This is a genomic window from Pseudomonas sp. GW-45 (assembly GCF_056896675.1).
On the sequence record NZ_CM167674.1, the window covers coordinates 868900 to 883676 of the forward strand.

The window sequence follows — 14777 nt, forward strand, 5'->3', positions numbered from 1 at the left end:
TGTTGCCCCTACCTTAATATGCGCAACGGCTGCCCCCAAGCAAAGCGGAGGTTTATCCAGAGTGCAAATGCTGGACTATGCGCAGCGCGTGACCGGGCGTAGCTGGCGCTTTTGCTTTATCCTATTGTCATCAAGCCACTACGACGCCCGGTGAATGAACTGTTTGCCCGGCGGTGTATCTCAGTGGCAGCACAATCATTTTGTAAGCGAGGTGGTCATGGGCCCAGTAAGGCGTTCACGCAAGGAAGATGCATCAGCCTGGACGGTGGCAGACAGCCGCAGCGTCTACGGTATCCGGCATTGGGGCGCAGGCTATTTCAACGTCAGTGATGCTGGGCATGTTGAAGTCATGCCGCGCGGCGCTGATGCGGGCAGTATTGATTTGCATGAGCTGGTTGGCCAGCTGCGTGACAGCGGCCTGGACTTACCTCTGCTGGTGCGTTTCCCGGATATTTTGCAATCGCGGGTCAAGCAGCTCACCGGCGCTTTTGATCAAAGCATCGCAGCGCTGGATTATCAAAGCGGCTACACCGCGCTTTATCCGATTAAGGTGAACCAGCAGGAAACCGTGGTTGAGAATATTATCGCCACAGAAAACGTCTCTATCGGGCTTGAAGCGGGCTCCAAGCCCGAGTTGATGGCGGTACTGGCGCTGGCGCCAAAAGGCGGCACCATCGTCTGTAATGGCTATAAAGATCGTGAATTCATTCATCTGGCGTTGATTGGCCAGAAACTGGGACACAAGGTCTTTATCGTCATTGAGAAAGAATCCGAGGTTCGCCTCGTGATTGAAGAGGCGGAAAAGCTTGGTGTGACGCCGCAGGTGGGTCTGCGTGTGCGGCTGTCTTCATTGGCTTCCAGTAAATGGGCTGATACGGGCGGTGAAAAGTCTAAATTCGGTTTGTCGGCGGCGCAGTTACTGCGGGTGGTCGACGCTTTTACTGCCGCTGGTCTGCAAGAGGGTGTGCGCTTGCTGCACTTCCACATGGGCTCGCAGATCGCCAACCTGGCTGATTATCAGCACGGCTTCCGAGAGGCTATTCGCTATTTCGGCGAGCTACGTGCGCTGGGCTTGCCGGTCGATCATATTGATGTGGGCGGCGGTCTGGGCGTGGATTACGACGGCACCCACTCGCGCAACGCTAGCTCTATTAACTACGACGTAAATGAGTATGCGCAGACGATCGTCGGCATGCTCAAGGATTTCTGCGAAGAGCAAGATTTACCGCATCCGCATATTTTTTCCGAGAGCGGTCGTGCGATGACTGCTCACCATGCGGTCTTGGTTGTGCAAGTGACAGACGTCGAGCGTTATAACGACGTTCTGCCGGAAATCGATAACCTTGATGAGTTGCCGCAGGTAGTGCGCAACTTGGTTGGCCTGCAGGATCAGCATGATATCGAGATGGTCACCGAAACCTATTGGCGCGCAACGCACTACATGGCTGATGTGGCTGCACAGTACGCTGAGGGCAAGCTGACGCTGTCGCAGAAGGCCTTGGCCGAGCAATGCTACTTTGCGCTTTGTAATCGCCTGCATACCCAGCTTAAAGCGCGCCAGCGTTCGCACCGTCAGGTGCTGGATGAGCTGAACGACAAGATGGCCGACAAGTACATCTGTAATTTTTCGGTATTCCAGAGCCTGCCGGACACCTGGGCGATAGATCAGGTGTTGCCGATTGTGCCGCTGGATCGTCTTGAAGAAGAGCCCTTGCGCCGCGCCGTGCTGCAGGATCTGACCTGTGACTCAGACGGCAAGATTCGCCACTACGTAGATGAGCAGAGCATTGAAAACAGCCTGCCGGTACATGAACTGCGCGAAGGTGAAGATTATCTGCTGGGTATTTTCCTGGTTGGCGCGTATCAAGAAATTCTTGGCGATATGCACAACCTTTTTGGTGATACCGATTCGGTTAACGTCTATCTGCGCCCCGATGGCAAGGTGGTGCACGGCGGTATCGAAACCCACGACACCATCGAAGACATGCTGCGCTACGTGCACTTTGCGCCCGATGAGCTAGTCACTCGCTACCGTGACAAGGTGGCGGGTGCCAAGTTGAGCCCTGCAGAGCGCACCCGTTTTGTGGATGCGCTGCGCTTGGGGCTGACTCGATCTTCCTACCTTAACGCGGAATAAACCTCAGGCTGCGGCGACCTGGAGACTGATCCAGGTTGCTTCGGCCCAGGCTACTGCTTGGCCTTGCTGATTGTAGAGTGCGGTGCCGGTAAAGTGTTTGCGTCCTTCGTGGCGCAACGCCCAGCCGGCCACCACCAGCTGTTCTCCAGCGCGTACGGGCTGTTCGATATGCGCAGCAAAGCGGCCGAGTAACGCCACGCCCGCCTGATCGCGTACTGCGAAATAACCCGGGCAGTCCAACGCGGCCCAAAGATACTCACTAGCAACCAAGCCATCTTCGCCGGTTAGGGTTTCGTCCGGGGTCCAGAGTGCGGCTACCTGTTCCTCCATCTGCTCTGTGGGGCCGGCAAAAATACGCAAGCCGTCCAGTGGTTCGCGGTTCGTGCCGCAGACAAAACAGCAGGGCAGGTTGTGCTGCTCAAATCCTTTAAAGCGTTCTTGTGCCTGTGCGGCATTTGCTGGGGTGATAGCGTCTGGCACACCAAGCTCAAAGCTGTAGGGTTTGGCGCTGCCGAGCAGTTGCTCGCCCAAGCGCAATTGCGCGCCATCGTCGTTGACGATCAGTTGCAGTGGCGTATCCAGCGGCGGCGGCGCGTGCAGGGTGACCTGAGCGGGCGCGCCCAGCGCGTTGGCCAGCAGGCCGCAAACGTATCCGCCATTGCCGCTGTTAGGTGGCCCGCAAAAGCGTGAGTTGATGGTGATGAGCTGTTCTTTATGCTGCATTCGTTGGTTCCTGAATGGATTGAGTCTCAGTGGCTCCAGCCACCGCATACTGGGAATATCTGACCGACAAAACAGTTGGCCGCGTCGCTGCATAGATAAGCCGCAAAACTGGCGTCTTCTTCGGCGGAAACCAGTCGCCCTAGCGGGACTTCACGTTGGAGGCGGGCCTGAAACGCCGGGTTAGCCTGGATGTCGGTGGGGAAATAAGTCGGGTTGTCGACGAAGTTTTGCGCTATGGCGTTCACTTGAATGCCTTTGTTCGCCATTTCTGCGCCTACTGCCTGCACCCAAGCCAGTTGCGCACCGCGGGCAGCGCTGTAGCTGGAGGCGCGCTTCATACCGCGCAGCGCAGATGCGCTGCCCATCAGCAAAATCTTGCCGCGCTGACGTTCAATCATGCCGGGCAGCAGTGCGCGCGCGAAGCGCGGTAGCGGGTCGACCATGTGACGAAATAGCAGCCCCCATTCATCGTCCTCTACCTCGCTGGCGGGGGTGCTGGGTGCGGGTATCCCGAGGTTGAGCAACAACACGTCTATTTCACCCGCTTCTTTGATCAGTTGGCCGGGTGCCCTGGGATCAAGGAAGTCCCTATTATCGGCGATCACTTCGGCGCCGCAGGCCTGTAACATGCTCTGCAAGGATGGGCCCATAAAAGCGTTGGCCTGAGTCAAGAGAATACGTTTGCCGCTAAGGTCGCAGAGTGCCATGGCGCGTCTCCTATTTCAGTTACTGATGCTCAGTGAGCTGGGAAGTGGGTGGCCAGAAAAGGGAGTAATTGGGCATTCACTTCATCCGGTTTCTCAGCCTGAATCCAGTGTCCACAATCGGCTATTACGTGCTGTTCGACCTTGGGGATAACAGTAGGCATTTTTTTGATGGTGTAGGCCTCCAGCGTGCCGACCGGATCGCGATCACCGATCAGGAAGAGCGCGGGCTGTTCGATCTGTTTACCGGCGAGCGTCTCGGTGCGCTCCCAGTTGCGCTCAAAATTGCGATACCAATTGATCGGTCCGTGGAAGCCGCTCTGCTCAAAAGTTTTTACGTAAACCGCAAATGCCTCGTCCGAGCACCATGACGGCGGGCTACCCGGGTCGGTGTAGTCCTCCAGCCAAGCGGCGTCGGCGGGCTTGTCCTGCACTAGCGAGTTGCCACCTTCGCTGCTGGAGAGTCCGTGCATCATCAAGCGCATAGTGCGCGGAATGTCGGCGGCCATCTCGGCCTCAGCAAGACCCGGTTTTTGAAAGTAGACGATGTAGTGAAAACGGTCTTTGTAGGCCTCACGCATCATGTTGATCGCCGGCTGACGCGGCCGGCCGCCGAATGGCACGGACATGCCACACACTGCTTTCACCCGCGCTGGCTCCAGCATCGCTAGATGCCAGGCGATGGGGGCGCCCCAATCGTGACCAATCATCGCAACCTGCTCATGGCCCAGATGGTTCATGGCTCCCTGTATGTCAGCGCAGATGGTGATTAGATCGTAGGCTTCGACATCTTTTGGGGCGCTGCTGGCGCCGTAACCGCGCATCTCCGGCGCATGCACGCGGTAACCCTGTGCTGCCAGCGCTTTGATCTGATGCCGCCAGGAATGCCAGCATTCAGGAAATCCATGCAGTAGCCATACCGGCCTGCCGCTCTTGGGGCCAGCGGTGTAGAGGCTTAGTTCGATGTTATTGGTGGGTACCAGTTGGTGTTCAAACTGATCCATGGGGTGCTCCCTATTTGTGTGCTACCGACACTATGGCAAAAGCGCGCGCAATTGGCCCGCGCCTTGCTTAGCCTATTCATCAGGCGAAGTTAGCGCTATCCGTGTAGTGGATGTGCCGGGCCTATTTTTCGCGGGTATCCCGTCTGTATCGGAAAGCTCAACTACTCTCAATATCAATAACATGAGTGCTACGACACGGAGTGCAAGGCAGCATGAAGAAAACGAGGGCTGGGGTCGGCTTGCAATGGTTGGTGGCGAGTTCGATCATGTTGTGCCTTTTGGTGATGATGAGTATCACTGTATGGCAGGGTTATCGTAGCTCGAGCGCCCTGTTGATAGCCGCAGCCAATGACTCTGCGCAGCAGTTGGGTGTGCTTTTAAATGAAAGGGCCGAGCGTCTGCTTGACCCTGCAGAGGGCGCACTGCGGATACTGAGCTTTGACCCGCTGGTGCAAGCGCAGACGCTGGAGCAACGTCTGGAGCGCTTGCCGGTGATGACGGAGACGCTGCGCAGTAACCGTACGCTAAGCGCTGTTTACGCAGGCTATGCCAATGGCGACTTCTTTTTGTTGCGCCGCACGCGTAAGGGGGCGCAACTAGGTGAACGGGTAATGCCGGAGGCCGCGGCGTTTCTGGTGCAGTCGGTGGAGCAGGGGGTGGCAGAGGGCGAAGTCGCGGGGCGCTGGCTGATTTATGACGCCGAAGGCAAGCAACTGGAGAATTGGCCACAGCCCGACTATCAATTCAATCCGCGTACGCGGCCCTGGTATCAGGATGCGATTGCCAGGCCGGGGCTTATTCTCACCGACCCTTACGTGTTCTTTACCACTAACGAGGTGGGTATCAGCATGGCTACCCACGGCGCGCAGGGGGGCGTGATAGGCCTTGACGCTTCGGTGAATGACCTGGGTGGTGAAGTGAGTGATCTGCGGCTCACGCCGGGGACGGAAATCGCCCTGCTGAGTGGCAAGGACGAAGTGATCGCCTACACCGATCTGCAAAAAGTTTTTCGCCGTGACGTAGATGGCGTACGTCTGGCTAGCCTGGGCGAGCTGGATGTGCCGATCTTGGAGCAAGTAAGGAAGCTACCCGAGCCGCCGCGTAAGCCACAACTGCTTAGTTACCAAGGCGAAGATTGGTATGTGTTGAACCTGTCACTTGGGAAAATCGGCGAAAGCGAGGGCTATATTCTGATCGCCATGCCAGCTACCGAATTGCTGGCCGGTGTGCGGGATACTCTGCGTAAGCAAACGCGCTGGGTGCTTGTACTCACGGCAGTTTTATTGCTGATTGGCTGGGCACTAGGGCAGCGTCTTGGGCGGCCCTTGAAACTGTTGGCCGATCAGGTAGAACAGTTGGCGAGCTTCGACTTTACGACGCCAATCGGCGTGCACTCGCGTATTTCTGAGGTCAATGACCTGAGTAAGGTAGTGGCCCGTATGGCCAAAGCCATTGGTAACTTCCAAACCATCACTATTACGCTGAGTCAGGAAAGACAGCTGGAACGCATGCTGGATGTGGTGCTTGAGCAGTTGATCAAGATAGCGGGCGGTCGTGGTGGCGCGGTTTATCTGTGTGACGAAGATGCAGGCATCTTGCGCCGTGCTGGTGTTTCCCACTCGGAACATTATCCAGAGAATATGCCGCTGACCGATGATTTGCGTGAAGCGCCGGCGCGCAGTCTGGCAGCCTTGCTGGATGATGAGCATCGCTATTTGACGCTGGCTTTGCGTGATCGTCAGGAGGTCTTGTTGGGCGTGCTGGCAGTGGAGGTGTCGCCGTTGTTGCCGAATGAATCGGTGCGCAGCCTGCGTCGCTTTTTGGGCAGTCTGGCAGGCACCCTTGCGGTGGCCATTGAAACGCGTCAGCTGTTTGCCGATCAGCAGGTGTTGCTGGAATCCATCATTCGCCTGCTGGCGGCGGCTATTGATGCCAAATCACCCTATACCGGTGGCCACTGTGATCGGGTGCCACAATTGGCAGAAATGCTCTTGGAACAGGCGCAGGCCACAGAGCAGGGGCCGCTGGCGGATTTCCAGTTAACCGATGAAGAGCGCTACGCCTTCCGAATTGCCGCCTGGTTGCATGATTGCGGCAAGATAACCAGCCCTGAATATATCGTTGATAAAGCCACTAAGTTGGAGACTTTATACAACCGAATTCACGAGATACGTACCCGTTTTGAAGTGCTTTGGCGCGATGCTGATGTGCGTTACTGGCAGGGGCTGGCAGCAGGTGAGGAGGCTGATGAGCTAATGCGCCATCGCCAAGCGGAACAAAACCGGTTGCGTGACGAATTCGCCCTGGTGGCCCAGGCCAATACCGGTGGTGAGTTTATGGCTGACGAAGATGTCAAACGGCTGGAGGCTATCGCCGAGCAAACCTGGCTGCGGCATTTTGATAACCGCTTGGGCTTGTCCGGCGATGAGCAACGACAACTGACCGATGTGCCGGAAGTAGCGCCCCCGGTCGAGGAGCGGCTATTGGCAGATCGCCCCGAGCATCTATTTGCCTGGGGAGAGCGCAAGCCGCCGGTGGCGCGAGACGATCCGGCGAATCGCTGGGGCTTTGATATGGAGCTGCCAGAATACAGTAATAATATGGGCGAGCTGTATAACCTGCGCATCGCACGCGGCACCCTCACTACGGAGGAGCGCTTCAAGATCAATGAGCACATAGTGCAAACCTTGATCATGCTCTCCACTTTGCCGTTTCCCAAGTCGTTGGCTCAGGTTCCCCTGCTGGCGGCCACCCATCATGAAAAACTCGACGGCAGCGGCTATCCGCGTCGGTTAACGGCTGAGCAGCTGACGGTGGAAGATCGGGTGCTGGCCATAGCTGACATATTTGAAGCGCTCACGGCTGCGGATCGGCCTTACAAACAGGCTAAGACCTTGTCGGAGTCGGTGAAGATCATGCTGTTCATGGCGCGTGATGAACACTTGGATGCGAACTTGCTGGCGCTGTTTCTGCGCACCGGTGTGCACCGGGAGTACGCTAAGCGCTTTCTGGCTACTGAGCAGTTGGATGAGGTTGATGTTGAGGGCAGTATTGCGCAGTTGCGACAGTGGGGTTTGCTGACTGGCTAGGATCGCTGCGCCCAGGGTAGAACCGGGCGAAGCAGGTGATGCTCAGTCAGGCGTCAGTGCTAGATGAAACTGGGCGCCTTCTGTCTCAAGGGGAGCAAGAGCCTGATTGCAATACTGCAGCTCGTTTAACAGGCTGGCTTGCTCTGCGCTGTTGCCGAACTCGCGCTGCAGATGCTGTTCCAGTGCTTCCAGGGTGCTCATGCCCGCGGCAATAGGCTGCCAACTCATATCCTCGATACCGTAGGCTAGTCCGGTCTCTGGATCGCTTGCGGGCTCTGCGGCGGGGACGGCATCGTCATCGATGAGCGTGACCGCCTGTTGCAGTTCTACTGCTGTTGCATCGATGAAATGGCTTAGCGCCGTTACTCCCAGCGTTTTACATAGTCCATTGAGCACGTCCAGTTCGGCGCAGATCGCCTCCAGGCAGCGGTCGCCGGGCTGAAAGGTGCGGTCGAGCAAAGTATTGAGCCGTAACACGCGTGACACTGGTTTCTCCTGGTCGGGTTTGGCTGGGGTAATGACTAGCTTACCGCACAGCTGACTGGCCGTGCATGCGTCGTCTTACTCAATCCAACGGTATAGCGTGCGCCGAGTAATGCCGAGAATGTCGGCGGCTTTGCGCTTGTTACCGCCGGCGGCCTCTAGCACCTGATGAATATAACGGCGTTGCACATTTTCCAGGCTGGGTAATTGTTCCAGCACTGGCGTGCCGGTGAGACTGCTTAGCGGGTCGCTCAGCGGCGAGTTGGCGTTTTCACTGCTAGCGCTCTGCATGCGCTCTGGCAGGTTCTGCAATTCGATGAATGCGCCTTCAGAGAAGGTAGCGGCGCGCTCGACTGCATTCTGTAATTCGCGCACGTTGCCGGGGAACGGGTAGTGCAGCAGGGCTTGTAATGCGGCATCGCTGAAGCCCTTGAGCTGACGTTGCTGGCGGGCGTTGAACCGGGCCAGAAAGAAGTCGGCTAGATAACGAATGTCGTCAGCGCGTTCACGCAGCGGCGGCACTTGCAGATTAAAGGTCTCCAGGCGGTAGAACAGGTCCTCTCGGAAGCTGCCTTGCTCGACGCACTCGGTCAGGTTGCGGTTAGTTGCAGCTATTACCCTTACATCGAGCTGGATCTCATGGTCGCTGCCGACGGGGCGCACGTTACCGTCTTGCAGTGCACGAAGTAATTTCGCCTGCAACGCCAATGGCATCTCACCTATCTCATCCAGCATCAGGGTGCCGCCCTCGGCCTGCTGAAATAGTCCGGCGCGGGCCTTGCGTGCACCGGTATAAGCTCCGGCGGCGTGGCCAAAAAATTCGCTTTCCATCAATTCGGCAGGAATGCCGCCACAGTTCACCACCATATAAGGTTTACCGCTGCGTACGCTTTCTTCATGTACAGCGCGGGCGACCAGTTCTTTGCCGGTGCCGCTTTCACCCTGCACCAATACTGGGCCATCGGCACTGGCCATCTGGCGAATGTGCTGGAAGAGCCTACGCATGCCGCTGCTCTGGCCGATAATGCCGTGAAACTGCTCAACCGCCATGATGGAGCGGTAGCGTTGTACTTCACGGCGCAAGCGTCGATTTTCCAGCAGGCGCTTGACCGTGAGCAGAAAGTGGTCAATTTCCAGCGGCTTGGTAAGGAAGTCGTCAGCGCCATTCTGTAGTGCGTTGACGGCCTGCTGTACCGAGCCGAAGGCAGTGATGATCAATACTGCTGGTGCGGGGGACAAAGCCTGCGCCGGCGGCAGCAGGCTGAGGCCGTCAGCGCCCGGCAAACGCAGGTCGCTTATCAGCAGATCTATCTCGGCTTGTTGTAATGGTGCCAGGGCGTCTTCTGCGCTGGCACAGGCAGTGACCTGATAACCCTCGGCTTCCAGTTCTTCCTGCAGTAACTCGCGCAGGCCGCTGTCATCTTCAACCAGCAGCAGATGCTCTGTGTGGCTCATGCGTTCGTCTCCTTGTGTGCCGGCAGCTGCATGCAGACTTGGCAACCACCTTCGGGTCGGTTGTTCAGCAACAGCTCGCCGCCATGTTCTTCGACGATGGTTTGCACGATGGCCAGCCCCAGACCTGTGCCTTCACCCGGCGCTTTGGTGGTGTAGAAGGGTTCTACGAGTTGCGCACGGTTGGTTTCCGGTAGCCCTGGGCCGTCATCACTGATGCGTATTAACAGATGGTGTTCGTTGTAGCTCAGGGTTATATCCACCTGGTTGTGTGCTGCCTGCAGGGCATTGCGTAGTAAGTTGAGCAGGGCCAACTCGAGTCTGGCGGGGGCGCCATATAGTGCTGGTAAGTCCGCTTGGTAGTGGCTGTTTAATTGAATCTGGGTTTGCTCGAACTCGGGCTTGATAGCATCCAGTGCGCTGTCGACCAACTGCACTGGATCGGTTTTGCGCAGCGTCGAAGCAGCTGGTCGGCTGTAGTCGAGCAGTTGTTTTACTGTGCTGGTCAAGCGCGCGACCTGGGCGCGTATGGCGCTGAACTCACGTTGTTGTGGGGAGTCTTCTGCGCTACTGCGCTGCAGACGGCGGGCGCGGCCGTCGATCACACTGAGCGGCGCGCCTAACTCATGCGCAACGCCGCGTGCCATGCCGCCGATGGCTGCCATTTTCTCGTTATCCTTGAGCTGCGCAAGCAGCGCGGTCTCGGCTGCACGGTGGCCATCAACCTCCTTGCGCGCCTGTTCGATGCTGTCGAGCATATGATTCAGACCTTCGGCGAGCGCTGCTACTTCTGAGGGGCCTTCCTGCGCGGCGCGGTGGGAGTGATCGCCCTGCGCCACTTGCTGCATGTGGGCTAACAGCTTGTCTACGTGGCGACCAACGCCGCCGTAGTGCCCAAGCATGACCGCGCAGATGATGGTCAGCCCCAGCAGCGCCCAAGCCGCCCAGGCAATAATGGTGAGTTGATCAAGTGCCCGACCAAAGTCACTGGCGCGCCGGGTAATTTGAATCAAACCCTGAATGTTGCCGCCTACATCAAACAACGGCATGAAATGCGAGAACAGGTGGCGGCCGCCAACCTGGCTGAAGCCTTGCTGAGATTCGCCAGTGGCCACAATTAGGTCGGGAATGGGTGTGCGGGTTAGGTCGCTTTCGGTAACGCCGGCCGACGCTAAGCGCACACCGTTGACGTCAAACACCGAAGCACCATAGACCTCACCCAGTACAAAGACGGAGCCTAATGCCAGCTCAATCGCTTGGCGATCATTTTCGCCCAACGCTGTACCAATCGGAATGCTGATGGCACGGCCGATCAGCTCCAGGTCGTTTTTCAGGCGTTGTTGTTGAAACTGGTTAGCTTGTTCCAGACCGAAGCGAATGCCGAGTGCAGTCAGTAACAGCAATGGCAGTACTACAAACAGCAGCAGGGTGCGTTGCAAGCCGCTGAGGCTAGGAAGAGCCCAACGCTGAGTAAGTGTGCCAAATCTGAACGGGTATTTTTTGCTCATGTTTAAAAAAGATACAGTTAATGGGCGGTATTGCAAGTCGAATTTCCCGCGGCTTTACCATTTCTTAATACTATTTCCTTTTTAAATCAGATAGTTGAATATTTTTCGGCAAAGTTGGCACGCTCCGTGTAATACCTTTAGTGAGTTCAACCGAAGGAGATACTCATGATGAACATTAAAAAATTCAGTGCTGCTCTGATCATTGCCACCATGACCGCCGGTGTACCTGTTGCCATGGCTCAGTCAATGGACGGTGCCACTCAGCAGCAGTTTGGCGAGCCACAAGGTGCGGCCCAGGCTTCTGCACCCGTGAGCGAGACCGATCTGGAAAAGTTCGTCGGTGCTGAAAAGAAAGTGAACGAGATTCGTGAGGATCTGACCAAAGAGCTGAGTAGTGCCGGTGACCAGCAAGAGGCACAGAAACTGCAAATGGGCGCTCAAAAAGAAATGGTTGAGGCCATTCAGGATCAAGAGCTCGATATTCCGCGCTACAACGAGATAGCTTCGCGTATGCAAACTGATATGGAGCTGCGTGAACGCGCCCAACAGTTCAATTAACAGCGAGTCTGCTTAGGTGGAAAAAAGGGGCTTCGGCCCCTTTTTGCTGTGCGTCTTATAGGCTCAATCAGGATTCTGGTGCGGTGCTGTTGTATTCCGCGCGCTGCGCTAAGCCCAGTTTCAGATAGTCGACTAGTTGTCGGACTTTAGGTGAAAGGTGGCGTTGTTGGGGGTAGAGCGCCCAAACGGCAGTGTGTGGTGGTTGATGTTGTGGCAAGAGCGCGCGCAACGCCCCGCTGCGTAGATGCTCGCGCACATAGTAGTCCGGCAGCTGACACAGGCCGAAGCCGCGTAAGGCCGCTTCCAACACAGCTTGGCCACTGTTGCAGCGCCAATTACCCTGCACGCGCACCGGTACTTCCTTGCCGCGCTGTTGAAAGCTCCATACATCGCTGCTGCCGATCAGGCAGTTATGCCTTGGCAGCTCCGATAGGCTATGCGGGGCGCCATGGTGTGCGAGGTAAGTCGGTGCTGCGCATAGATACATGTGGCGAGGCGCGATTCGCGTGGCGATCATGCTAGAGTCTTGCAGTCGACCCAGGCGAATGGCCAGGTCGTAGCTGCCGTGCAGCAGATCAAGCGTCTGGTTGGTCAGCGTCATTTCTACCCGTAGCTGCGGGTGACGCTGCATAAAGTCGTCCACCAGCGGCATGATAAAGCTCTCGCCATAGGCCACGGCGCAGGTCATGCGCAGCAGGCCCTTGGGTTCGCTGCCGAGATCAGTGATGGCTTGCAACGCTTCGTCGCGGGCGTCTTGCAAGCGCTGGCAATGCTGTAGAAACGTTTGGCCGGCTTCGGTCAGGCTGACCTTACGGGTGCTGCGATAGAACAGGCGCGTCTGCAGGCGATCCTCAAGACGCGCGATCTGACGGCTGACATGGGAAGAAGATAATCCCAAGCGGGTAGCCGCACCGCTGAAGTGTCCCAGCTCGGCCACGCAGACAAATTCGTCAATCCCTTCCCACTGATTCATTGATTATCCCTGCATGGCAATAATGTTTTGCTGTGCGGGCTATTATCCACAAAACATAGGTCTACTACACTGCATGGCATCGTAAACACCCCTGAGGAGAATTCCCATGATCAAATCCCGTGCCGCCGTTGCTTTTGCTCCAGGCAAGCCGTTGGAAATCGTTGAAGTAGATGTGGCGCCGCCACAGAAAGGCGAAGTGCTGGTGCGTATCGTCGCCAGCGGCGTGTGTCACACGGATGCTTTCACCCTGTCTGGCGATGATCCGGAAGGCATTTTTCCGGCCATTCTCGGTCACGAAGGTGGTGGTATTGTTGAGGCGCTCGGCGAGGGCGTAACGTCGCTGGAAGTGGGTGACCACGTGATCCCGCTGTACACCGCGGAGTGTCGCACCTGTAAGTTCTGTACCTCTGGAAAAACCAATCTATGTCAGGCGGTACGCGGCACGCAGGGTAAAGGTGTGATGCCCGACGGCACCTCGCGCTTTTCTTACAAAGGTGAGCCGATCTATCACTACATGGGTACCTCGACCTTCTCTGAATACACCGTAGTACCAGAGATCTCGCTGGCCAAAATCCCCAAGGAAGCGCCGCTGGAAAAAGTCTGCCTGCTGGGTTGCGGCGTGACCACTGGCATCGGTGCAGTGCTGAATACGGCCAAGGTGACCGAAGGTTCAACCGTTGCGATCTTTGGCCTGGGCGGCATTGGTTTGGCTGCGATCATCGGCGCGACTATGGTCAAGGCCCGCCGCATCATCGCGGTTGATATCAATCCTTCCAAGTTTGATATCGCCCGGGAACTGGGCGCTACCGACTTTGTTAACCCTAAGGATCACGATAAGCCGATTCAGGAAGTCATTGTTGAGATGACCGACGGCGGTGTGGATTTCTCCTTCGAGTGCGTGGGCAATGTGCAGCTGATGCGCGCCGCGCTGGAATGCGCGCACAAGGGCTGGGGCGAATCCATCATCATCGGTGTGGCCGGTGCCGGCCAGGAAATCAGCACCCGTCCGTTTCAGCTGGTGACCGGTCGAGTCTGGCGTGGCAGCGCCTTTGGTGGCGTAAAAGGCCGTACCGAGCTGCCGGGTTATGTTGCGAAGGCGCAGACGGGCGAGATCCCTCTGGATACCTTTATCACCCACACCATGGGCCTGGAAGATATCAATAAAGCCTTTGATCTGATGCACGAAGGCAAGAGCATTCGTACCGTCATTCATTTTTAAGTGACAGCGGGAAGCCTGAGGCGTTACGCCAAGCGGCTTCCCGCGTGAGAGGTTTTAATGGATTCGATACTTGAATTGGTTTCTGCCAACAAGAGCTTCGGTGGCTGGCAGAAGCGTTACAAGCACCACTCCAAAACACTGCGCTGTGACATGGTGTTTGGTATTTATCTGCCGCCCCAAGCGGATCAAGGCAAGCCATTGCCGGTGTTGTACTGGCTGTCCGGGCTTACCTGTAATGATGAGAACTTCAGCCAGAAGGCCGGCGCCCAGCGTCTCGCCGCTGAGTTGGGCATGGTATTGGTGATGCCGGATACCAGCCCGCGTGGTGAGGGTGTGCCGGACGATGCTGAAGGTGCCTACGATTTCGGTCTGGGCGCGGGTTTTTATGTGAATGCCACAGAGCAGCCTTGGGCTGAGCATTACCGCATGTACGACTATGTGGTGGACGAGCTACCTGCACTGGTAGAAGAGCATTTTCCGGTCAGTGATCAGCGCAGTATCAGTGGCCACTCTATGGGCGGGCATGGCGCGCTGGTGTGTGCATTGCGCAACCCCGGTCGCTATCGCTCGGTGTCTGCCTTCGCACCCATCACTCATCCGCTTGACTGTCCGTGGGGGCACAAAGCGTTGGGTAGCTATCTTGGCAATGATCGTGAAAGTTGGAAGCAGTGGGATGCTTGTGAGTTGATTGCCAATGCGAAGGAGCGCTTGCCGCTGTTGGTTGATCAGGGTGAAGCGGATAACTTTGTGGTTGAGCAGCTCAAGCCGGAAGCGCTGGAAGCTGCTGCACACGCTGTTGGGCATCCGTTGACGCTCCGCCGTCAGCCGGGTTATGACCACAGCTACTTCTTTATCGCTAGTTTTATTGACGATCATCTGCGCCATCACGGCAAGGCCTTGGGGCTGATCTAGCCTGTCCCTTGGTGT

12 protein-coding genes are annotated in these 14777 nt (G+C 56.9%); 5 read left to right on the forward strand and 7 right to left on the reverse strand.

The genetic code is table 11. The annotated features are described in order from the left end of the window. The first annotated feature begins 217 nt into the window (after positions 1–217). Complete coding sequence (gene speA / locus AC1XYH_RS03925; RefSeq protein ID WP_483325359.1) at positions 218–2137, forward strand: arginine decarboxylase; 1920 nt, start codon at positions 218–220, stop codon at positions 2135–2137. Between the two features lie 3 nt (positions 2138–2140). On the opposite strand, the gene AC1XYH_RS03930 is transcribed toward speA, so the two are convergent. Genes AC1XYH_RS03930 through AC1XYH_RS03940 form a run of 3 tightly spaced genes read right to left on the reverse strand, consistent with a single transcriptional unit; the run spans position 2141 to position 4568 of the window. Further along, positions 2141–2860, reverse strand: coding sequence for a hypothetical protein (locus AC1XYH_RS03930; RefSeq protein ID WP_483325360.1), 720 nt, complete (start codon positions 2858–2860; stop codon positions 2141–2143). A 26-nt stretch (positions 2861–2886) separates the two neighbouring features. After that, on the reverse strand, positions 2887–3567 hold the full coding sequence (locus tag AC1XYH_RS03935) for an SDR family NAD(P)-dependent oxidoreductase (protein WP_483325361.1): 681 nt from the start codon (positions 3565–3567) through the stop codon (positions 2887–2889). A gap of 29 nt (positions 3568–3596) precedes the next feature. Further along, a complete protein-coding gene (locus AC1XYH_RS03940) occupies positions 3597–4568 on the reverse strand; it encodes an alpha/beta fold hydrolase (RefSeq protein WP_483325362.1) in 972 nt (323 codons plus the stop codon). A gap of 212 nt (positions 4569–4780) precedes the next feature. Here AC1XYH_RS03940 and AC1XYH_RS03945 point away from each other — a divergent pair, with 212 nt between their 5' ends. Then, complete coding sequence (locus tag AC1XYH_RS03945) at positions 4781–7657, forward strand: HD domain-containing phosphohydrolase (protein ID WP_483325363.1); 2877 nt, start codon at positions 4781–4783, stop codon at positions 7655–7657. A 42-nt stretch (positions 7658–7699) separates the two neighbouring features. Here AC1XYH_RS03945 and AC1XYH_RS03950 read toward each other — a convergent pair whose 3' ends face one another. The 3 genes from AC1XYH_RS03950 to AC1XYH_RS03960 all read right to left on the reverse strand — a co-directional run bounded on the left by AC1XYH_RS03950 (position 7700) and on the right by AC1XYH_RS03960 (position 11100). Continuing rightward, a complete protein-coding gene (locus AC1XYH_RS03950) occupies positions 7700–8143 on the reverse strand; it encodes a hypothetical protein (protein WP_483325364.1) in 444 nt (147 codons plus the stop codon). A 75-nt stretch (positions 8144–8218) separates the two neighbouring features. Next, a complete protein-coding gene (locus tag AC1XYH_RS03955; RefSeq protein WP_483325365.1) occupies positions 8219–9595 on the reverse strand; it encodes a sigma-54-dependent transcriptional regulator in 1377 nt (458 codons plus the stop codon). Continuing rightward, the gene (locus tag AC1XYH_RS03960; RefSeq protein WP_483325366.1) at positions 9592–11100 is read right to left on the reverse strand and encodes an ATP-binding protein; all 1509 of its coding nucleotides are present in this window, start codon (positions 11098–11100) and stop codon (positions 9592–9594) included. The genes AC1XYH_RS03955 and AC1XYH_RS03960 overlap by 4 nt, the downstream gene beginning before the upstream one ends. A 165-nt stretch (positions 11101–11265) precedes the next feature. Between AC1XYH_RS03960 and AC1XYH_RS03965 the strand changes: the two genes are divergently transcribed. Next, a complete protein-coding gene (locus AC1XYH_RS03965) occupies positions 11266–11658 on the forward strand; it encodes a DUF4168 domain-containing protein (RefSeq protein ID WP_483325367.1) in 393 nt (130 codons plus the stop codon). A 67-nt stretch (positions 11659–11725) separates the two neighbouring features. Here the strand turns inward: AC1XYH_RS03965 and AC1XYH_RS03970 are convergent, their stop codons facing one another. Further along, positions 11726–12631: a LysR substrate-binding domain-containing protein gene (locus AC1XYH_RS03970; RefSeq protein ID WP_483325368.1), complete on the reverse strand. Its 906-nt coding sequence runs from the start codon at positions 12629–12631 to the stop codon at positions 11726–11728. Positions 12632–12737: 106 nt separating this feature from the next. On the opposite strand from AC1XYH_RS03970, the gene AC1XYH_RS03975 reads away from it, so the two are divergent. Next, the gene (locus AC1XYH_RS03975) at positions 12738–13850 is read left to right on the forward strand and encodes an S-(hydroxymethyl)glutathione dehydrogenase/class III alcohol dehydrogenase (protein ID WP_483325369.1); all 1113 of its coding nucleotides are present in this window, start codon (positions 12738–12740) and stop codon (positions 13848–13850) included. Positions 13851–13907: 57 nt separating this feature from the next. Beyond that, positions 13908–14762 (forward strand): S-formylglutathione hydrolase, encoded by an 855-nt coding sequence (gene fghA, locus AC1XYH_RS03980; RefSeq protein ID WP_483325370.1) that lies wholly within the window; start codon positions 13908–13910, stop codon positions 14760–14762. The last annotated feature ends 15 nt before the right edge of the window (positions 14763–14777 follow it).